This is a genomic window from Lysobacter sp. CA199 (assembly GCF_052078715.1).
Taxonomy (GTDB): Bacteria; Pseudomonadota; Gammaproteobacteria; order Xanthomonadales; family Xanthomonadaceae; genus Lysobacter.
This window is the reverse complement of record NZ_JBQJIL010000010.1, coordinates 74,422-93,332: the sequence shown is the minus strand read 5'-3', so window position 1 is coordinate 93,332 and position 18,911 is coordinate 74,422. Positions and strand designations below refer to the sequence as shown.

The following is an 18,911-nucleotide window of genomic DNA, read 5'->3' as shown; positions in this document are numbered from 1 at the left end:
CTTGCGTCTCCGCCCGGACCGGCCGAAGCGACCGATCAGTCGATGCCGCTCAGCCGATGCCGCGCACGCCGACCCAGAGCGCCAGCGCGGCGAACACCGCCGCGGCGACGTAGCGGGCGGTCTTGAGCGGCAGGCGATCGGCGAATCGGCTGCCGAGCAGGGCCACCGGCACATTGGCCAGCAGCATCCCGACGGTGGTGCCGAAGATCACCGCCCACAGCGGCTCGTAGCGGGTCGCCAGCAGCACCGTGGCGACCTGGGTCTTGTCGCCGATTTCGGCGAAGAAGAACGCGATGGTGGTGGCGATGAAGGCGCCGCGCGCGGAGAACTTGGCTTCTTCCTCATCGAGCTGATCGGGCTTGAGCGTCCACAGCGCCACCGCCAGGAAACTCGCCGCGACCACCCAGCGCAAGATCTCCGGCTTGAGCCATTGCGCGACCAGGGTGCCGAACCACGCGGCGAGGGCGTGGTTGAGCAAGGTGGCGAGCAGGATGCCGGCGATGATCGGCCAGGGCTTGCGGAAGCGCGCAGCCAGCAACAAGGCCAGCAACTGGGTCTTATCGCCGATTTCGGCGAGCGCGACGGTACCGGTGGAAACGCCGGTGGCGACGACCCAGGCCGGGAGGAAGGACAAATCCATGACAACTCCGGGGTCGGGCATTCGCGAGAACGCGAAGGCGGACGCCGCGCGGCCCGACCCGGGTTTCGCGCAACGCCTGCCTTCGGTCTTGTCCGTGGTAGCTGCGCCGGTCGCGGGCCCGATGTCGGGTGCGATCGCACTGGCTGCCGCTCATGCGCCATGGCCGGTGGGCCAAGTGTGTTGACGCATGTCCCCGCGAGCCTGTTCGGTCGCCGGTGGGCTACTCCCCGGAGGAGGAAAGTGCGCGCATTGTAGCCGGCCCGACCAGGGCACGCAGCAAATGAGAAGCTTTCGCTATTGACCGCGCGTGTCGCTTGGCTTTGCCGCGTGGCGCACGCGCGGTCGGCGGCGCCTCACTGCGTGCAGGGCGCGGGTTGATCGGCTTCGTCGGAGTACAGCGCCGAGAATCCTGCCGGCATGACGCGCGGCAGTTTCTGCAGCGGCGGTTTCACCGTCGGAAAATAATCGCGCTGCCACTGCGCGGCCAGCGCCGCCGCGGCCGGTTCCAGATTGGCATAGCGCGATTCGGGACGATCGACGGGACGGCCGGCCAGGCGGCCGATCAACACGCGCATCGCGCGCGACTTGGTCGGGTCGTTGGCGATCAGGCCGGTCAGCGGCGAGGAGTTGTCGCTGTAGGCCACCATCAGATCGAACACCGCGGGCAGGTAGCCGGCCTCGAAGGACAACTGCAGCATGTTGCCGGCCTCCGAACGCCAGCGATCGAACTCGGGCGAATTCATGTGCGAGTAGTCGACCAGCACCGAATCGCCGCGCGCATAGCGGTACATCGCTTCGGGTTCGCCGGCCAACGCCGCCTGGCGCAAATAGTGGTTGCCCTGTTTCCACGCATCGGCCGGCGTGTTGCGGCATTCGGCCAGCATCTGCCGCGCGCGGTTCTCCAGCTTGGTCATGTAGGCGCGCTGGTCGGGCGGCAGATCCGGGCGCGCGTTTTCCTCGGCCGCGGCGAGCATCTGTTCGGCCGCCGAGGTGTCGGTGCAGCGCAGCAGTTCCATGCCGAGCTGGCACGAGGCGCGGCTGTCGCCGGCGTCGGCGCGGCCCTTGAGTTCGGCCAACTGGGGATTGCGATAGTTGTCCGCGGTCGGCTCTATCTTGCGCGGCGTGTCGGTCGGCGTGGCTGCCGTTGCCGGTTGAGCGTGCGGCGTTGCATCGGCTTGCGCCGGCGTCGGCGCGGCGTCCGCTTGCGGCGCGCGCAGGCGCCAAAGCTGCCAACCCAGCAGCGCGGCGGCGATCGCGATCAGGCCCACGACCAAGCCCCGGGTTTTCAAAGCCATTGCCGCATACCGTCCTTCGTATCGCCGATCTGCGCGTAGCATGCCTGCAATCACCGGTTCGATTGGAGTCCTGGCATGCAATACCGACGACTGGGTTCATCCGGCCTGCAGATTTCCGCATTGTCCTTCGGCGCCTGGGTCACCTTCGGCGCGCAGGTCGGCCGCGACACCGCGCGCGAATTGATCGCCGCGGCCTGGGACCATGGCATCAATTTCTTCGACAACGCCGAAAGCTACGCCAACGGCGAGGCCGAGCGGGTGATGGGCGAGGCGATCGCCGATCTGCGCCTGCCGCGCGACGGTTACTGCGTATCGAGCAAGGTGTTCTTCGGCGCACACGAACAACCGCGTCCGACCCAGAAGGGACTGTCGCGCAAGCACGTCACCGAAGCCTGCCACGAGGCGCTGCGCCGGCTGCGTGTCGATCATCTCGATCTGTACTTCTGCCACCGCCCGGATCCCGACGCGCCGGTGGAGGAAACGGTGTGGGCGATGGACGCGCTGATCCGCCAGGGCAAGGTGCTGTACTGGGGCACCTCGGAATGGCCGGCGGCGTCGATCCGCGAAGCGCACAAGCTCGCGCGCGCCCACCATCTGCATGCGCCGAGCATGGAGCAGCCGCAGTACAACCTGCTGCATCGCGAGCGGGTCGAGCTCGAATACGCGCCGTTGTATGCCGAACTGGGATTGGGCATCACGATCTGGTCGCCGCTGGCCTCGGGCCTGTTGACCGGCAAGTACAGCGCGGGCTTCGACGGCGAAAGCCGTTTGGGCCACGCCGACAAGCAATGGTTGCGACGGGTCGCGGTGGGCAGCTCCGAGCAGCGCCGGCTGGAGCGGGCCGCGGCGTTCGCGGCGGTGGCGCGCGAATTGGGCGTGGCCCCGGCGCCGCTGGCGATCGCCTGGTGCCTGCGCAACCCGCATGTGTCCAGCGCGATTCTCGGCGCCAGCCGGGTCGAGCAACTGTTGCAGAACCTGCAGGCGCTGGAACTGGTCGAGCGGGTCGACGAGGCCGGCTGGCAACGGGTTGAGGCGGTCACCGCCGGCTGAACGAAGCAGGGCTCCGGCCTGCCTCGCGGCGTCGCGTGGTGCCGCTTGTCGGCTGACGCCGGTCCGATGCCGGCCTTCAGGCGGAACGTCACAAATTTCTGCATTTGCGTGTTGACTGGCAAATGAGAATCATTATCATCATTCGGGAGCCCACCCCCGAACGAGTCTCCGCCATGTCTCTGCGCAACCCCGTGCTGCAGTTGAAGCCCCGCACCGATCGTTCCCTGGCCGCCGTCGCCGCGCCCGTCGCCGCCGTGGCCCCGGCGTCCGCTGCGGCCGTGACCTCGGCCGTCGTCGCCGCCGCTCAGGGCGTTCTGGTCGAAAGCACCGCGCTGCTGCGCGGCGCGCGCGAGGTGCTGATCCGCCACGGCGGCGAGGTCTACCGCCTGCGTCATACCCGCAACGACAAGTTGATCCTGACCAAGTAACCCCGCGTAAGGCGCGCCCCGACCAAGCCCGCTCAGCACCATCCAGCGGGTCAGGCCGGACACCAGCCCCCCCGGCAGTCTCCCTCTCCCCAACCGATTCGACCGCCTCGCCCCCGGACCTCCGCGGACTTCTCTCCAGTCCGCCGTGTCCATCGCGAAGTCCGACCGGTCTTGCCGAGCCCCTGGCGGCCGTCCCAACGCCCGCGTCACCGCCCCGCCGCGCCCCAGTTCCGGGGTGCGGCGGGGCGTGTCGGCCCCTGCCGGGGCCCGCCAGCACCTTTTCTTCCAAGGCTGCCAGCCCCCGTTCGTTTCGGATGCCAGCCGCCTAGGTCTCATCTCATCATCCGAGTCGAAAGAATGTCCCGCGTCCAACTCCCGGCCCTGCTCGCACGATCCACCTTTCCCCATGTTCCAGCGCGTTCCGCGCTGGCCTTGGCCGTGTTGCTGGCGCTGCCGGCGGCGCAGGCCGCCGAGGCGCCCGCCGCCGAGGTCAACGAGCTCAATCGCGTGGTGGTCAGCGCCACCCGTACCGAGCGTCAGGTCCAGGACGTACCGGCCACGGTCAACGCGATCGATCGCGAGCGCATGGACAACGAGATGGTGCGCAACATCCGCGACCTGTTCCGTTACGAGCCCGGTATCGAAGTCGGCGCCAACCGCGAGCGCTTCGGCCTGAGCGACATCCGTATCCGCGGCCTGGGCGGCAACCGCGTGCGCGTGCTGATCGACGGCATCTCGGTGTCCGACAGTTTTTTGATCGGCAGCTTCTCCAACGCCGGGCGCAACTTCGTCGATCTGGACACGGTCAAGGAAGTCGAAGTAGTGCGCGGCCCGAGCAGCGCGCTGCACGGCTCCGATGCGCTCGGCGGCGTGGTGTCGTTCGTGACCAAGGATCCGGACGACTACCTCAAGGACGGTGCAAAGAGCTACTTCGGCCTCAAGTTCGGCGGCGAAAGCCAGAACGAGGGCTTGTTCGCCAGCGCCACCGCGGCGTTCGGCGGCGATCGTTGGTCGGGCCTGGTGGTGGTCAACCATCATCAAGGCAAGGAAACCGAGAACCAAGGCAATAACGATGCCCACGATGGCTCGCGCACTCGCGCCAACCCGCAGAACTTCGACGGCCGCAGCCTGCTGACCAAGCTGGTCTACGCGCCCAGCGATAACCAGCGTTTCCGCCTGACCGTGGAACGCAGCGAGGACCAGACCGACACCGACGCTTTCAGCGCGCTGGGCCTGGTCCCGCCGACCCCGGGGGCGCCGCCGAACACGCCGCGCTCGCGCGTGGCTTCGATGTTCGGCGACGATCACCAGACCCGCGCCCGCGTGTCGTTCGCGCATGAAATCGATTCGCTCGACAGCGTATTGGCCGGTTCGCTGCGTTGGCAGATCTATCGCCAGGACAGCGAGACCACCCAGCGCACCCGCGAGCAGCGCGTGGTCTTGGCCGCCGACCCCAACCCGATCCTGCGCCTGCGCGAATTCAACTTCGATCAGCGCGTCTACGGCGCCGAAGCCACCGCGCACAAGGACTTCGCCACCGGTTCGGTCGAACACTCGCTGACCTACGGCTTCGAGTACGAACACACCGATTTCCGGCAGAAGCGCGACGGCCGCCTGGTCAATCTGACCACCGGCGCGGTCAGCAACACGATCTCGCCCGACACCTTCCCGGTGCGCGATTTCCCGATCAGCCAGACCCGCAGCGCCGGCGTGTTCGTGCAGGACGAAATCCAGTTCGCCGACGGCAAGTTCCGCCTGGTGCCGGCGGTGCGCGTGGACCGCTACGAGCTGCGGGTGAAGCCCGATGCGATCTTCACCAGCGACAATCCGGGCATGAAGGTCAGCGACCTGAGCAAGACCAGCGTCTCGCCCAAGCTCGGCGCGGTGTGGCATATCGCCGAAGACTGGTCGCTGTACGGCGGCTACCAGCGCGGCTTCCGCGCGCCGCCCTACAACGACGTCAATCTGGGTTTCACTAACTTGCAGCAGGGCTACACCGCTATTCCCAATCCCGATCTCAAGCCGGAAACCAGCGACGGCTACGAGTTGGGTCTGCGTTTCAACAGCAAGGCGGCATACGCGCAGGTGTCGGCGTACTACAACGACTACAAGGACTTCATCCAGTCCAGCCGCCAGGTCAGCGCGCCGCCGCAGACACCGCTGGTCGTGTTCCAGTCTCAGAACGTGGCCAAGGCGCGCATCCGCGGCGTCGAGCTGCGCGGCGGCGTGGACTTCGGCGAGTTGTCGCCGTCGCTGGCCGGCTGGTCGACGCGTTTCGCCGCGGCCTACAGCAAGGGCGAGGACAAGACCGCCGACCGTCCGCTGGAATCGATCGCGCCGCTGAGCGGAACCCTCGGCGTGGCCTTCGACCGCGAAGCCTGGGGCGTGGAACTGGCCGGCCGTTTCGCCAAGCACAAGACCGATCTGCCGGCGCCGAACCGCTACGCCACGCCGGGCTATGGCGTGTTGGATCTGCTGGCGCATTGGGACTTCGCGCCGGGCGCCAAGCTCAACGTCGGCGTGTTCAACCTCGCCGACAAGACCTACTGGGACGGCGGCGACCTGCCGGGCACCATCCTCGCCAGCAGCGCCGTGATCGATCGCTACAGCGCGCCGGGCCGCAGCGTCAGCGCCAGCATCGCGGTGAGCTGGTAAGCATGCGCGCGCCGTCGACCATCGCCGGTTCCGCCGCGGCGACCGTCAGGCCGGCCCGCGCCGGCTTGCCGGCGCCGGAACGGTTGGCCGCGGTGGCGACGGTGTTGTGCGTGCGCCCGCGCCGCCATCGCGATGCCCTGGACGGCTGGCTGGCGGCGTGCAGCGCCGAACGCGTCAGTCGCCAGGACGGCGAGAACGCCTGCGAAGCCTTGTTGTTCCGCGATGCCGCCGGCCGCGTGTGTTGGCGTCTGTACCTGCTGCCCGACAGCGACTTCCTGGCCTGGGACGATGCTGCCGCCGATCTGCCCGCGCATCGTGGCAGCGAGGCGCGCAGCGGCGTCTGGGTCGATCTGCGCCGGCGCTGGTTGCGGCGTCTGCGCGGACGCTGGTGCGCGCAGGTGCTGCGCCTGCAGGTGCTGCGCGACGACGCCGGCCATTGCGTTTTATTGGCCGACGGCGCCGAACTGTCGGCGCTGGGCCATGCGCGCGCGCGCCGTATCGCCGCGGGCGAGGGCGCGCGTCTGCAGGCGCAGGCCGACGTGTGCTGCTGCATGGCCTCGGGCCTGCGCGACGGTGCCGGTCCGGCGCAGTTCGCCTGAGCGCGCGCTTCGATCCACGACCACGACCGACCCATTCCTTCTTTCTCTCTCAAAGCCAAAAAGCCACCGAGTTCAGCCATGACCCCAATGCCTTACCGCGCCAGCGTGCTGGCGATCTGTTTTTCGTTCAGCCCGCTCGTGCCGGCCCAATCGGCCCCGGCCGCGCAGGCGCCTTCGCCCGAACGCGATCGCGCCTCGATTCTGGCGATGCAGGGCGAGTACATCGTCGATTTCGCCTTCGACGAAACCGTGCTGCTCAAGCCCGGTTACGAGCGAGCGCCGGCGATGCGCAGCGGCGCCAACGAGACCGTGATCGTGGTCGAGAACACCCCGGCCAAGCTGGTGCTGCAGCACATTCTGGTCGACGCCAAGAGTGGCCACGTGACCAAGCACTGGCGTCAGGACTGGACCTATGAAGCGCCGCAGCGTTTCGAATTCAGCGCCGATCAGACCTGGCACGTGCGCAAGATTCCGGCCGAGCTCAACCGCGGCGCCTGGACCCAGTGCGTGTTCGAAGTCAGCGATGCGCCGCGTTACTGCGGCACCGGCCGTTGGGAGTACAAGAACGATGTCGCGACCTGGACCAGCGATCCGAGCTGGCGCCCGTTGCCTCGCCGCGAATACACCAAGCGCAGCGACTACAACGCGGTCGCCGCGATCAACCGCCACACCGTCACTCCGAACGGCTGGACCCACGAGCAGTTCAACACCAAGGTGCTGCGCAAGCCCGACGGCACGCAGGAAGAGTTGGCCCGCGAGTTCGGCTTCAACGACTACGTCAAGACCAAGGATGTGGACTTCAAGCCGGCCTACAAGTACTGGGACGCGACCCAGGGCTATTGGGCCAAGGTCCGCGCGCATTGGGACCGTTATCTGGGTCGCGCGCCGGGCGTGCTGCTCAAGACCAAGGTCGACGGCATGGCGATGATCATTCCGCTGTTCGAGCAGGCCGGAAAGCTGGAGCAGGGCAAGAAGGTCGCCGACAAGGACATCGACGCGGTGTTCGCCAAGTGGGTGACCGTCGCGCCGGCGGAGTGAGCGAGGGGCGGTAATGCGTGGGCTGCACAGAGATCGCAGCCGACGGCATCACCGCACCACCGTCCAAGTTTTCCGGTGCGGGCCGCGAAGGAACGCGGGATGCCGGAGCGATGATCGGAACAGGCCGGGCAGGATGCCCGGCCTTTTTCTTGCGCCGGCGTTCGGCGCAGGGATTCGCGAGGGCCGCTTGCGCGGGTTTTGCGAATGGCCGCGGCATGAGGGGCCAGTCGCGGTCGGGCGGGTAAAGCGTCGAGGCTGAAGGCCCCTCCCACAAAAGCCAACGTGGCGACGAGGTTTCTTGTGGGAGGGGCTTCAGCCCCGACGCCTTCCGCTCAGATAACCGCAAACCCTTTGCAGATCACCGGCCGCCACGGTGATCGATCAATCGACGCGCTGTGTATAGATATGAGTGCCGGTCGTCGTCGCCCATCGCGGCGGCGAGGGCGGCGAGGGCGGTGCTGGCGCCGCGCTGACTTCGTTGGATGCCGGCGGCGGCGGAGGCGGCGGTGCGGGCGCCGCAGCCGGAGCGGGTGGAGCGGGCGGTACCGGCGCAGAGGGCGCACGCGGCGGCGGCGGTGGCGCAGGCGGCGCGGGCGGTGCCGGCGGTACCCAGGCCACGGCCTTGGGCAGGGTGAGCTTGAGTTTGGCGCTGGCGCGGTCGCGCAGATAGCCGATCTCGACCTGCGTACCTTCGGGTTTGTCGCGCAGCGCCTCCATCGCTTCGCGCGGGCTCGCGACCGCGCGGCCGTCGATGCTCTGGATCACGTCGCCGGCTTCCAGACCCTTGAGTTTCGGCCCCGCGCTGAGCACCAGTACGCCGCGCTGGGCGCCGAAGTAGCGGCCGAGCTTGGCGTCGACCGTGGCCAGGTTCAGACCGTTCCAGCGCAGCGCCTCGCTGATCATCGGCAGCGGACAGGGTTTGCCTTTGCAGTCCTGGTCGGGGCCGATGCGGTGGATCTCGGTGCGCATGCGCGGGGCGACCGCCGCATCGGCGACGGTGTATTCGAACGAATCGCTGCTGACGTCCAGCGTGCCGTCGGGCGAGCGCAGGATCTCGACCCGGCCGCTGGCGACCATCTGCGATCCATCGGCGTTCTCGAACACCATCACCCGCTCGCCGACCCGCGGCGTCACCTCGACCTTGGCATCGCGGCCATCGCGCAGATAGCCGATGCGCGTGACCTTGCCGGTCTCGAGTTTGCCGAGCAGGGCGCGCGCGCTCTGCAAACGCGCATCGCCGTCCTTGCCGTCGACGGGCTTGCCGTCGACCGAGAGCAACCGGTCGCCGCTGCGCAAACCGACCTGCGCCGCGGCGCTGCCGGGGGTGACCGCGATGATGCCGACGCCGCGCTGGTCGTCCGGTGCCAGGATCACGCCGAGCTGCGGGCCGCGGATCTCGTCGCGGATGAGCACCGGCTTGGTCACCGGATCGGGCAAGCCGCCGGGGCCACGTGAGGTACCCGGCATCGGCAGCACGTGCGGACGCGCTTGCGCGAGCAACGACGGCGCGGCGCCGTGCTGGCGCTGGATCAGCAGGGTGCGCGTATGCGCTTGAACGGGCTGCGCGCCGACCGCCGGCGCGGCGGCCGGCTGGGCGAGGGCGCTGCCGATTGCGGCGAACAACAGCGCGGGAAGCAGGGGAATGCGTGACATGGCGATCTCCGGTACGCGGATCGGTATGGAATAAGGAAGAGTCAGTCGACGCGCACCAGCGCGTCGCCGTAGCGTTCGCCGCGCGCGGCGAACCAGCGTTGGGTGCTTTCCACGCCGGCCAGCGAGCGCAACGCGCCGACGCGCTGATGCCACAGCGCCAGGCGTTGCTCGGCCGACAGCGCGGCATCGGTGAGGCCGGCATCGATCAGACGCAGGCGCTGATCGAGGTCGGCGCTCATCACCGTCGCGCTGGCATTGGCGACACTGTCGTCGCGGGTCAGCGCGACCAGCGCTTCGAGCTGGGCCGATTCGGCTTGCAGATCCTGCAACTGGCGGGCGATGCGGTCGGCGGGTTCGCGGCCGGACGCATCGGCGACGCGCGGCGCGGCATCGGCCGCCGAAACGCCGGCGATTCGCGCAGCGGTGGATACGTCGGCGGCAGGCGTGCGCGCCAAGGGGTTCGCGACCGCGGCGGTGGCGACTGCTGCAGTGCCGGTCGCGGCGGCGCGACGCGGAGATTCCCGCGCAGCGTCGCCTGCACCCGTCGGTGTCATCGTGGCCAGGCCCGTCTTCGCCGTATCGCTCCGCGCACGCGCCGAATCGTTCGCGCGCGTTTCCGCGGCGCCGGTGGAGGCCGCAGCCGGAGCCTTGGCGACCGATGCGGTTGCATCGGTGGAACTCGCATCGCCCGCGGGCCGATGCGGCGTCGCGGCTTGCGGATCGACGGTGTCGCGCGCGGCAGGAACCGTCGCGAGTGGATTGGGCGAGCGCGTCGGCAGCGTCGGCCGCTGTGCGTTCAGCGCCAGCCACAGGCCCAGCGGCAGCGCCGCGGCCAGCATCGCCGCGATCGCCCAGCGTCGCGCCGGATGCGTCGCGGCCCTGCGCCGCGGTGTCGTCTGGATGTGACGGGACTCGCCGCGCGCCGGGCCGGTCTGCGCCGAACCCAGCGGCGCATCGGCCGCGCGCGGCGCTTGCTCGCGGCCGGCGGCCAGGGTCGCGGCCATGCGCGCCCAGCCGTCGGTCGGCGGCGTTTCCTGCGGCAGCCGCGCGAACGCGTCGGCCCAGTTTTGCGGCGGGAGAGGATTGCGATCAGGCATGGGCCTGCTCCGGTTCCAGCAACTGACGCAGGCGGCGTCCGCCGCGGGCGAGCTGCGATTTGGAAAAACTGGTCGAACGCTGCATCAACGCGGCGATCTCCTCATGGGTGTAGCCCTCGGCGTGGTACAGCCACAGCACGCTGCGGGTCGGCGCCGGCAACTGCGCCAGCGCCCGGCCCAGCGCCGCGGCGTCGGCCGCGGCCGGAGGCGGCGGAATGCGCTCGTCCACGAGGTGTTCGTCCTCCGGTTCCAGCGCGTGCTCGTGGCGGCGCTGGCTGCGCAGACGCATCAGCGCCTCGTTGACCGCGATCTGGCGCAGCCAGCCCCAGAACGGCGTGCCGCTGCCGTCGCGGTGGCCGCGGAAATCGCCGATCCGCGTGAATACCTTCAGCATGGTCTCCTGCAGCACGTCGGTGGCGCCGTCGCGATCGCCGGCGATGCGTATCGCCAAGGTGAACACCGGACGCTCGAAACAGCGGTAGATCTGCTCGAACGCGGCGCCGTCGCCGGCGCGCACGCGCGCCAGCAGCGCCTCGGGGACGTCGATGGCGAAGCTCGACACCGGCCGGTCGGGCGCGGGGGCGGGCAGCGGCGATGGGGTCGATTCGGGCGGCATTCCCAGACAAGGATGCGGCAAGGGCGTGAAGGGTCGCACCCACGGTGCTGGGCCTATACTGCGCCCATCGGACAAGGAGGAGGGGGCACATGGGCACGGGCACCAGCTTGTTGGCGTTGGTTCTGGTATTCGCGGGCGTGATCCTGCTGTTCAAGACCGTGCGCATGGTCCCGCAGGGCTATCAGTGGACCGTCGAGCGATTCGGCCGCTACACCCACACCATGGACCCCGGCCTGCACTTCCTGGTCCCGGTGATCTACGGCGTCGGCCGCAAGATCAACATGATGGAGCAGGTGCTGGAAGTGCCCAGCCAGGACGTGATCACCAAGGACAACGCGGTGGTCAAGGTCGACGGCATCGTGTTCTTCCAGGTACAGGACGCGGCAAAGGCCGCGTACGAGGTCGCGCAGCTGGAAATCGCGATTCTCAACTTGGTCATGACCAACATCCGCACCGCGATCGGTTCGATGGACCTGGACGAATCGCTGTCCAAGCGCGACGAGATCAATACCAAGGTGCTCAACGCGGTCGACGCGGCGACCCATCCCTGGGGCCTGAAGGTCAATCGCATCGAGCTCAAGGACATCCAGCCGCCGCGCGATCTGGTCGACTCGATGGCCCGGCAGATGAAGGCCGAACGCGAGAAGCGCGCCAACATCCTGGAAGCCGAGGGTTTCCGCCAGGCCGCGATCCTCAAGGCCGAGGGCGAGAAGCAGTCGGTGATCCTGGAAGCCGAGGGCGAAAAGGAAGCCGCGTTCCGCCAGGCCGAGGCGCGCGAGCGTCTGGCCCAGGCCGAAGCCAAGGCCACCGAAGTGGTGTCCAACGCGATCGCCTCGGGCAACGTGCAGGCGATCAACTACTTCATCGCGCAGAAGTACATCGAGGCGTTCAAGTCGCTGGCCGAAGCGCCGAATCAGAAATTCGTGATGATGCCGATGGAGTCGGCCGGCATCATCGGTTCGCTGGCCGGCATCGGCGAGCTGGCCAAGGATGCGCTGAACGCGCAGCAGGCCGCGCGCGGCACCGGCGCGGTCGCGCCGCGCAGCGGAGGCTGACCCATGTCGTGGAGCTGGCAGACCATCAGCTGGGCGGCGATCGCGCTGCTGCTGTTCGCGGCCGAGGCGCTGGTACCCGGTGCGTTCATGCTGTGGCTCGGTCTGGCCGCGGCGGCGGTGTTCGTGTTGGTGGTGGCGTTCCCGGACTTGACCTTGCTGGCCCAGGTCGCCGCTTTCGTGGTGCTGAGCTTCGCCTCGATCCAGGCGTACCGCACTTGGTTCCGCGGCCGCGAGCGGCAGAGCGACCAGCCTTTGTTGAACCGGCGCGCCGAGCAATTGGTCGGCCGCGTGGTGCCGCTGGAGCGCGGCATCGTCCAGGGTCGCGGACGGGTGCAGATCGCCGATGCGTTCTGGGACGTGATCGGGCCCGAGCTGGACGCCGGCGCGATGGTGCGCGTGGTCGCCACCGACGGCATGACCTTGCAGGTCGAGCCGGCGAGTTGAACGATGACCGCCGCGCGCGCCAAGCGGGCTGTTGCCGAGCTTGCTTCTGCCAAGCAGGTTCTCGTTAAGTCAGCCCTTGCCAAGCCAGTCATTGCCAAGCCAGCCCTTGCCAAGCATGCACTCGCCAAACAAGCCCTGCGCGCATCGGCGATGTCGGCGTGCCTGATCGCCTCCATCGGCCTGTGCGCCACGGCCACCGCGGCGCCCTCCGTGCAGTCGGCGCCGACATCGAGCGTGGCGTCGCGCTCGACGCATCCCGCGCCGGCTGACGCCGCCGCCGGCGTCGGTAACTGGATCGGCAAGGTAGTGCCGCCGTACCCGGACGGCTACAAATCCAACACCGGCGGCTGCGTCGGCAGCGGCCGCAGCGCCGAACAGATCTGCGCGCGCAGCATCGGTACCATCGACGACGCCGAAGACCGTTCATTGAAGTTCTACGCCGGTGAACTGGTCGGCCGGATCGGCAACGAGGCGCGCTGGAAGATCACCGACGTGGTGCCGTATCCGAAACTGCAGCGCGGCGAGCGCGTATCGATGTCGACCTGCATGATTGATGGGGTCAACGACCCCGGCGTGATCGCGATCGTCGATACCGCCGTGGAAGGCGCCGACGCGCGCGAAATGTTCGACGCGGTGCGTTGGGCGGTGAAGCTCGACCGCCGCAAGGGCCGCTTCATTCCGGTCAAGCCAACCGAAGTAAGCTGTTACAACGAAGGAACCGAAGGGGAATGAAATCGGTTGCTTTGCAAGATCGCCCCACGGACACCCCCTCACTGTAGGAGCGGCGCGAGCCGCGACCGCGCGCCCTCCAGATCGCGCCGCCGGCAACCGCAAGTCCGCAGTCGCGGCTCGCGCCGCTCCTACCCTCTGAAGCGAGAACGCCACGCACACCATTCGCCCGCGTACCCAAATCCGGTCGATACGCGGGACGCGCGCTTGAGGGATAATCGCCGCCTCCAAACCCCACGAGCAGGCCACGCCCCCATGAGCCAGAAAACCATCCTCAACGACGCCCACCGCGCATTCGGCGCCAAGATGGTGGATTTCGGCGGTTGGGACATGCCGATCAGCTACGGCTCGCAGATCGAGGAGCACCACCAGGTGCGTCGCGACGCGGGCATGTTCGACGTCAGCCACATGACCGTGGTCGACCTGCGCGGCGCGCGCGTGCGCGATTTCCTGCGCCACCTGGTCGCCAATTCGGTCGACAAGCTGCAGAAATCCGGCAAGGCGCTCTACACCTGCATGCTCAATCCCGACGGCGGAGTCATCGACGATCTGATCGTTTACTTCCTCGACGAGGCTTACTTCCGCATGGTGGTCAACGCCGCCACCCGCGACAAGGACCTGGCGTGGATCGGCGAGCAGGCCCGCGCTTTCGACGTGTCGGTGACCGAGCGTCCGGAGCTTGCGATGATCGCGGTGCAGGGCCCCAACGCGCGCGCGAAAGTCATCGGCCTGCTGCGCGAGGAAGATCGCGCGCGGATCGGCAAGCTCGGCAAATTCGTCGCCGGCGAGGCGCAGACCTCCGACGGCATCGCGCTGTTCATCGCCCGCACCGGTTACACCGGCGAGGACGGTTTCGAAGTGGTCGTGCCGGAAGATCGCGCGGTCGCGCTGTGGGACGCGCTGCTGGGCGTCGGCGTCAAGCCGGCCGGCCTGGGCGCGCGCGACACCCTGCGCCTGGAAGCGGGCATGAATCTGTACGGTCAGGACATGGACGACACCGTGTCTCCTTATGAAGCCGCGCTGGCGTGGACGGTGGCCCTGGACGCGAGCGCCGAGGGCGAGCCGCGCGACTTCATCGGCCGCGGCCCGCTGCAGCAACACAAGGGCGCCGGCGCGCCGCGGCAGATGATCGGTCTGGTGATGGACGAGAAGGGTGTGTTGCGCCATGGCCAGAAAGTGCTGACGCCGTACGGCGAGGGCGAGATCCTCTCGGGCACCTTCTCGCCGACGCTGGGCAAGTCGATCGCCTTCGCGCGCGTGCCGGCCGGCGAGATCGCGTTGGGCGCGGCTGGTAACGTGCGCGTGGACATCCGCGGCAAGGAAGTGCCGGTGCGGGTGGTCAAGTTCCCGTTCGTGCGCGACGGACAGGCGCAGGACGGCGTGCTCGCCTGAACGGTGCCGCGGCCATGACCCACATCGATTACTACTTCAGCCTGATCTCGCCCTATGCCTACCTGGGCCATGCGCCCGTGCTCGCGCTCGCGCGCGAGACCGGTTCGCGCCTGGTCTACAAGCCGGTGCGGATCTTCGAGCTGTTCGCGGCCAACGGCGGCCTGCCGTTGGGCCAGCGCGCGCCGGCGCGCCGGCGCTATCGCCTGGTCGAGTTGCAGCGGGCGCGCGCGCAGCGCGGCGTGCCGCTGAATCTGACGCCGAAGTTCTTCCCGGTCGATCCGAGCCTGGCCGACCGCTGCGCCATCGCCTTGTGCGCGGCGGGCCGCGATCCGGCCGCGTACATGGACGCCGCGTTCCGGGCGATCTGGGTCGACGATCGGGATCTGGCCGATCGCGCCGTGCTGGCCCAACTGTTGCGCGATGACGGTCACGATGCCGATGCGATCTTCGCCGCCGCCGACAGCGACGCAGTCGGCGTCAGCTACCAGGCCAACACCGCCGCGGCGATCGACGCCGATCTGCCGGGTTTGCCCGGCTACGTGTTGCGCGGCGAGCCGTTCTGGGGACAGGACCGCGTCGAAGCGCTGCGCGAGGCGCTGGTCAGCGGGCGCGAGCCGTTCGGGGTGAGTGCGAACTGAGCGAGGCGGCATCGCGCCGCCGGTCCGGCATGCGATTTCACATGCCCGGCGCGCGCCGAAATCGCGGGCCGGCCGCGACTTGCGCGATGTACCTGCGACGGCGCATCAGTTCTTCGACCCGGTTTCTCTCGCCCCGATTTGCGCGTCGTCGCGCCGCTTCGACCTTCCACCCCTCCCATGGCGCCTCAGCATAGTTAAACTACGCGCCACCACCCGCCGCTCCCTGCAACGTTCGAGGCCCCTGCCATGAGTGAAATTCCCGGCGATCTGAAGTTCCTGAAATCCCACGAGTGGGCACGCGTCGAAGGCGACGGCAAAGTCACCGTCGGCATCTCCGACCATGCCCAGGGCCTGCTCGGCGATCTGGTCTACGTCGAACTGCCCAACGTCGGCGACCGCGTCGAGGCGGGCAACGCCAGTGCCGTGGTCGAGTCGGTCAAGGCAGCCTCCGACGTCTACGCGCCGGTGTCCGGCACCGTGACCGCGGTCAACGCCGCGCTGGCCGACAAGCCGGAAACCATCAACGAAGACGCGTACGGCGAAGGCTGGATCTACACCGTAGAAATCGACGAGCCCGACCAGCTTAATGAGTTGCTGGCTCCGGACGACTACGCCGAGCTGCTCGAAGAAGACGACCACTGATCGACCCGCCGCGGCCGGCGACGGCCACGGTAGACGGGGAGCGCAGACCGGACCGCGATGCGGCACCGGACTCGCTCCCCGTTTCGTTTGCGGCGAACGTTCGGCCGGACATCGGGTCCGGCGGCCGCGGCGATTGGAGATGAAGCGAGGGCGCGATGGGTCCGCTCTCGCCGAGCGTATCGATCCCGCCGCGCGATGCCGACGGATATTCCGGCCACGCCGCGGGTCGTCGGTCGAATGCGAATCCGAGGTGGCAATGCGTCGGGCGCGCGAGAGCGCGAGGGACGCGCGCCGGTCTTCGGCGAGTCCTTCGCATCGGCTTTCGGCGCGCCGCCGGATCGACGGCGCGTCGCCGACGAACGGGCGAGGCATGTCGCTCGCGCGACCGCGACCTCTCGTCCGTCGCCGCGTGCCGCGCCCGCCTTCGATCGCCTTCGATCGCCTAGGTCGCGCGACGACGCGTACGAAGAACAGGCGCGGCAATTCTGCGTTGCGCGAATCCGCTGCGGAAAAACCGTCGTTTGCGATTACCGCGCGCATGCGGCAGACGATCGCGTGCGTGCGCGGCGAGGTCGGGTGAGCGCGTCTGGCGAGGCTGCGGCGAGTCGGCGTGCGCGCCTTCGAATGCCTCGATGCGTTGCCGCCGCCGTCGCGAAAACCGTGTATCCGGCGTGAAGACGCAAGCGTCGCCGCGGCCGTGCGCGAGCGCGAGGACGCGCTGCGCGCGCAGGATGCGCCGCCACTTTCGCGTGGCGCTTGGCCGGCTCGCGAACTCGCCGCGCCGACGCGGCGACAACATCGCGACATGGTGCTCGCGCTCGCGGCCGTGGTCGGCGACGCGGCGCGCGGACCGGCGATGCGTGTCGGCGTAAACGCTTTCCGACTCGGCGTGCGCGCCGCAGATCGTGCGCGACCGACGACGGCGAGCGTTCCGGCTCGGCTGACGAACGGTAGTTTCGCGCGCATCGGACCGGCGACGGTCGCGTCGCTTCGCACCGTCGCGCGCGCTCGTCGTCGCGTTCGCGGTCGCCTCGCGCCGGCATTCGAAGCCGCGTTCGCGGTCGTCGCCGACCCGCCGACGGTGCGCGCGGCGGCGGTCGGGCGGTCGTCGCGGCCGAAAAAAGTTCGCGCACTTTCGCGCAATCGGGCTTGTGCGACGCGAAATCCGGGGTCGTCGCGGAGAGGAATTTTTTCTTCCGGTACAGGTCGTGCGGGACGCCTTCGAAGCGTCGACGAACACGCGCGCGCTTTCGGAAAAAAATCGAAACGAAAAACGCGAGTGCGCTGAAACCCGCGCCACGCTTGGGTTTCAGCGATGTCGATTCGAATGCGTTGTCGATGCGTCGATGCGCGCGCGCGATCGGCGACGACGCGCGCGCGGTCGGCGGTGGCGCGGTCCGGGGCCGCGGCCCCAAAAAAAAATCGCCGAGGTTGTTGACAGTCAGAAAAAGCGTGATTAGGTTTCGCCCAGCAGACGTTTCCTGCCACGAGAGTGAGAAAACAAAGCGCGACAACACGCAGCACAATTCGAACCTCCGCCCGGACAATCAAAACGGTGGACGCAGGATTCGCTTCCTCTGCAGAAATGTTGGCCTCGCTCTCTTCGCCGATGACATCCAAATCCCTGATGACATCGTTGGCGTCCTGCTTCCAGCAACCCGGTTCGCGTTCGGCGGCCCGGGTTTTTGTTTGGCCGCCCCGTTTCGCGGCCAGCCTCGCCCGCCTTTTCGGCGGGTACGCCATCGGTCCTGCCGCCGCCACGGCCGGACGCGATCCCCGATCCGTTCCGACGCGCTCCGCGCGCCGGCGGTTGCACGCGGGTCCGACTCCCGCGGCTCTGCCACCACAGAGTTCTTCATATCTGGGCTTACCGCACTACCACTGATCATCCCTGATCATCACTGACGAGGAGCCATCCCATGGCCGTTAAGAAAGCTGCTAAGAAAGCCTCCGCCAAGAAAGCGACCAAGAAAGTCGCCAAGAAGGCCGGCGCCAAGAAGACCGTGAAGAAAGCCGCCAAGAAGGCCGGCGCCAAGAAGGCCGTGAAGAAGACCGCCAAGAAGGCCGTCCGCAAGACCGCCAAGAAGGCCGCCAAGAAGGCGACCAAGAAGACCGCCAAGAAGGCTGCTAAGAAGGCGACCAAGAAGACCGCCAAGAAGGCTGCCAAGAAGGCGACCAAGAAGACCGCCAAGAAGGCTGCTAAGAAGGCGACCAAGAAGACCGCCAAGAAGACCGCCAAGAAGACCGCCAAGAAGGCAGCTAAGAAGACTGCCAAGAAAGCCGCCAAGAAGGCCCCGAAGAAGGCCGCTAAGAAGGCTGCCAAGCGCAAGCCGAAGGCTGCGGCGATGCCGGCTACCCCGGCTCCGCTGATCTAATAAAAATCCCCGATTAGCCGTAATCCAGACTCTCTCCCCGCAGCCCAGGCGGGGGGAGAGTTTTTTTGTGGGGCGAGCGAAGCCGCTTGCGAGCCGCAGGCTCGCGGCTTCGCGAGCGCCCGGGCGACCAGCCCGGGCCGGGCAAGCGAAGACTCCCGGCGAAGACGACAATGGATGTCTCATCGAGCCGCAGGCTCGCGGCTTCGCGAGCGCCCGGGCGACCAGCCCGGGCCGGGCAAGCGAAGACTCCCGGCGAAGACGACAATGGATGTCTCATCGAGCCGCAGGCTCGCGGCTTCGCGAGCGCCTGGGCGACCAGCCCGGGCCGGGCAAGCGAAGACTCCCCGCGAAGACGGCAGTGGATGTCTCATCGAGCCGCAGGCTCGCGGCTTCGCGAGCGCCCGGGCGACCAGCCCGGGCCGGGCAAGCGAAGACTCCCCGCGAAGACGACAATGGATGGCTCATCGAGCCGCAGGCTCGCGGCTTCGCGAGCGCCTGGGCGACGAGCGCGGATCGAGCCGGCTGTCTCCGCCAACGCGCCCTCCATCCCCCGCCACCATGCCGC

18 protein-coding genes are annotated in these 18,911 nt (G+C 68.3%); 13 read left to right on the top strand and 5 right to left on the bottom strand.

Annotated elements, in window-relative coordinates; genetic code table 11:
- Nucleotides 1-49: 49 nt before the first annotated feature.
- Together ACTOWJ_RS18975 and ACTOWJ_RS18970 are read right to left on the bottom strand one after the other, a co-directional pair.
- Nucleotides 50-640, bottom strand: a complete 591-nt coding sequence (locus ACTOWJ_RS18975; RefSeq protein WP_441336184.1) for a TMEM165/GDT1 family protein — start codon at nucleotides 638-640, stop codon at nucleotides 50-52.
- A gap of 353 nt (nucleotides 641-993) precedes the next feature.
- The gene (locus ACTOWJ_RS18970) at nucleotides 994-1,935 is read right to left on the bottom strand and encodes a hypothetical protein (RefSeq protein ID WP_441336183.1); all 942 of its coding nucleotides are present in this window, start codon (nucleotides 1,933-1,935) and stop codon (nucleotides 994-996) included.
- A 75-nt stretch (nucleotides 1,936-2,010) separates the two neighbouring features.
- On the opposite strand from ACTOWJ_RS18970, the gene ACTOWJ_RS18965 reads away from it, so the two are divergent.
- The 5 genes from ACTOWJ_RS18965 (at nucleotide 2,011) to ACTOWJ_RS18945 (ending at nucleotide 7,705) form a co-directional block, all read left to right on the top strand.
- Entirely contained in the window at nucleotides 2,011-2,985 is a 975-nt protein-coding gene (locus ACTOWJ_RS18965; RefSeq protein ID WP_441336182.1) for an aldo/keto reductase, read from the top strand.
- Nucleotides 2,986-3,263: 278 nt separating this feature from the next.
- Nucleotides 3,264-3,413 carry a hemin uptake protein HemP gene (hemP, locus tag ACTOWJ_RS18960; RefSeq protein ID WP_075575093.1) on the top strand — a complete coding sequence of 50 codons (150 nt, stop codon included), beginning with the start codon at nucleotides 3,264-3,266 and terminating at the stop codon, nucleotides 3,411-3,413.
- Between the two features lie 357 nt (nucleotides 3,414-3,770).
- Nucleotides 3,771-6,068 carry a TonB-dependent hemoglobin/transferrin/lactoferrin family receptor gene (locus ACTOWJ_RS18955; RefSeq protein ID WP_441336181.1) on the top strand — a complete coding sequence of 766 codons (2,298 nt, stop codon included), beginning with the start codon at nucleotides 3,771-3,773 and terminating at the stop codon, nucleotides 6,066-6,068.
- A gap of 2 nt (nucleotides 6,069-6,070) precedes the next feature.
- Nucleotides 6,071-6,667, top strand: a complete 597-nt coding sequence (locus ACTOWJ_RS18950) for a Hemin transport protein (RefSeq protein WP_441336180.1) — start codon at nucleotides 6,071-6,073, stop codon at nucleotides 6,665-6,667.
- A gap of 78 nt (nucleotides 6,668-6,745) precedes the next feature.
- Complete coding sequence (locus ACTOWJ_RS18945) at nucleotides 6,746-7,705, top strand: DUF6607 family protein (protein ID WP_441336179.1); 960 nt, start codon at nucleotides 6,746-6,748, stop codon at nucleotides 7,703-7,705.
- A 381-nt stretch (nucleotides 7,706-8,086) separates the two neighbouring features.
- Here ACTOWJ_RS18945 and ACTOWJ_RS18940 read toward each other — a convergent pair whose 3' ends face one another.
- From ACTOWJ_RS18940 to ACTOWJ_RS18930, 3 genes are read right to left on the bottom strand one after another with little or no spacing between them, the layout of a single operon-like run.
- Complete coding sequence (locus ACTOWJ_RS18940; protein WP_441336178.1) at nucleotides 8,087-9,358, bottom strand: PDZ domain-containing protein; 1,272 nt, start codon at nucleotides 9,356-9,358, stop codon at nucleotides 8,087-8,089.
- 41 nt (nucleotides 9,359-9,399) lie between these two features.
- Nucleotides 9,400-10,455, bottom strand: a complete 1,056-nt coding sequence (locus ACTOWJ_RS18935; RefSeq protein ID WP_441336177.1) for a hypothetical protein — start codon at nucleotides 10,453-10,455, stop codon at nucleotides 9,400-9,402.
- A complete protein-coding gene (locus tag ACTOWJ_RS18930) occupies nucleotides 10,448-11,017 on the bottom strand; it encodes an RNA polymerase sigma factor (protein ID WP_441336176.1) in 570 nt (189 codons plus the stop codon). The genes ACTOWJ_RS18935 and ACTOWJ_RS18930 overlap by 8 nt, the downstream gene beginning before the upstream one ends.
- A gap of 143 nt (nucleotides 11,018-11,160) precedes the next feature.
- Here ACTOWJ_RS18930 and ACTOWJ_RS18925 point away from each other — a divergent pair, with 143 nt between their 5' ends.
- The 8 genes from ACTOWJ_RS18925 (at nucleotide 11,161) to ACTOWJ_RS18890 (ending at nucleotide 18,346) form a co-directional block, all read left to right on the top strand.
- Nucleotides 11,161-12,126: an SPFH domain-containing protein gene (locus ACTOWJ_RS18925; protein WP_441336175.1), complete on the top strand. Its 966-nt coding sequence runs from the start codon at nucleotides 11,161-11,163 to the stop codon at nucleotides 12,124-12,126.
- 3 nt (nucleotides 12,127-12,129) lie between these two features.
- On the top strand, nucleotides 12,130-12,570 hold the full coding sequence (locus tag ACTOWJ_RS18920; RefSeq protein WP_441336174.1) for an NfeD family protein: 441 nt from the start codon (nucleotides 12,130-12,132) through the stop codon (nucleotides 12,568-12,570).
- Nucleotides 12,571-12,573: 3 nt separating this feature from the next.
- Nucleotides 12,574-13,302 carry a hypothetical protein gene (locus tag ACTOWJ_RS18915; RefSeq protein ID WP_441336173.1) on the top strand — a complete coding sequence of 243 codons (729 nt, stop codon included), beginning with the start codon at nucleotides 12,574-12,576 and terminating at the stop codon, nucleotides 13,300-13,302.
- Nucleotides 13,303-13,554: 252 nt separating this feature from the next.
- Nucleotides 13,555-14,691 (top strand): glycine cleavage system aminomethyltransferase GcvT, encoded by a 1,137-nt coding sequence (gcvT, locus tag ACTOWJ_RS18910; protein WP_441336172.1) that lies wholly within the window; start codon nucleotides 13,555-13,557, stop codon nucleotides 14,689-14,691.
- 14 nt (nucleotides 14,692-14,705) lie between these two features.
- Nucleotides 14,706-15,329: a 2-hydroxychromene-2-carboxylate isomerase gene (locus ACTOWJ_RS18905; protein WP_441336171.1), complete on the top strand. Its 624-nt coding sequence runs from the start codon at nucleotides 14,706-14,708 to the stop codon at nucleotides 15,327-15,329.
- 246 nt (nucleotides 15,330-15,575) lie between these two features.
- Nucleotides 15,576-15,971, top strand: coding sequence for a glycine cleavage system protein GcvH (gcvH, locus tag ACTOWJ_RS18900; RefSeq protein WP_441336170.1), 396 nt, complete (start codon nucleotides 15,576-15,578; stop codon nucleotides 15,969-15,971).
- A 610-nt stretch (nucleotides 15,972-16,581) separates the two neighbouring features.
- A complete protein-coding gene (locus ACTOWJ_RS18895; RefSeq protein WP_441336169.1) occupies nucleotides 16,582-17,259 on the top strand; it encodes a hypothetical protein in 678 nt (225 codons plus the stop codon).
- Nucleotides 17,260-17,890: 631 nt separating this feature from the next.
- Nucleotides 17,891-18,346: a hypothetical protein gene (locus tag ACTOWJ_RS18890; RefSeq protein WP_441336168.1), complete on the top strand. Its 456-nt coding sequence runs from the start codon at nucleotides 17,891-17,893 to the stop codon at nucleotides 18,344-18,346.
- Nucleotides 18,347-18,911 lie beyond the last annotated feature (565 nt).

Coding starts and splice junctions, on each gene's coding strand:
- ACTOWJ_RS18975 (WP_441336184.1), bottom strand. CDS start 640: ATGGATTTGTCCTTCCTCCCGGCCTGGGTCGTCGCCACCGGCGTTTCC.
- ACTOWJ_RS18970 (WP_441336183.1), bottom strand. CDS start 1,935: ATGGCTTTGAAAACCCGGGGCTTGGTCGTGGGCCTGATCGCGATCGCC.
- ACTOWJ_RS18965 (WP_441336182.1), top strand. CDS start 2,011: ATGCAATACCGACGACTGGGTTCATCCGGCCTGCAGATTTCCGCATTG.
- ACTOWJ_RS18955 (WP_441336181.1), top strand. CDS start 3,771: ATGTCCCGCGTCCAACTCCCGGCCCTGCTCGCACGATCCACCTTTCCC.
- ACTOWJ_RS18950 (WP_441336180.1), top strand. CDS start 6,071: ATGCGCGCGCCGTCGACCATCGCCGGTTCCGCCGCGGCGACCGTCAGG.
- ACTOWJ_RS18945 (WP_441336179.1), top strand. CDS start 6,746: ATGACCCCAATGCCTTACCGCGCCAGCGTGCTGGCGATCTGTTTTTCG.
- ACTOWJ_RS18940 (WP_441336178.1), bottom strand. CDS start 9,358: ATGTCACGCATTCCCCTGCTTCCCGCGCTGTTGTTCGCCGCAATCGGC.
- ACTOWJ_RS18935 (WP_441336177.1), bottom strand. CDS start 10,455: ATGCCTGATCGCAATCCTCTCCCGCCGCAAAACTGGGCCGACGCGTTC.
- ACTOWJ_RS18925 (WP_441336175.1), top strand. CDS start 11,161: ATGGGCACGGGCACCAGCTTGTTGGCGTTGGTTCTGGTATTCGCGGGC.
- ACTOWJ_RS18920 (WP_441336174.1), top strand. CDS start 12,130: ATGTCGTGGAGCTGGCAGACCATCAGCTGGGCGGCGATCGCGCTGCTG.
- ACTOWJ_RS18915 (WP_441336173.1), top strand. CDS start 12,574: ATGACCGCCGCGCGCGCCAAGCGGGCTGTTGCCGAGCTTGCTTCTGCC.
- gcvT (WP_441336172.1), top strand. CDS start 13,555: ATGAGCCAGAAAACCATCCTCAACGACGCCCACCGCGCATTCGGCGCC.
- ACTOWJ_RS18905 (WP_441336171.1), top strand. CDS start 14,706: ATGACCCACATCGATTACTACTTCAGCCTGATCTCGCCCTATGCCTAC.
- gcvH (WP_441336170.1), top strand. CDS start 15,576: ATGAGTGAAATTCCCGGCGATCTGAAGTTCCTGAAATCCCACGAGTGG.
- ACTOWJ_RS18890 (WP_441336168.1), top strand. CDS start 17,891: ATGGCCGTTAAGAAAGCTGCTAAGAAAGCCTCCGCCAAGAAAGCGACC.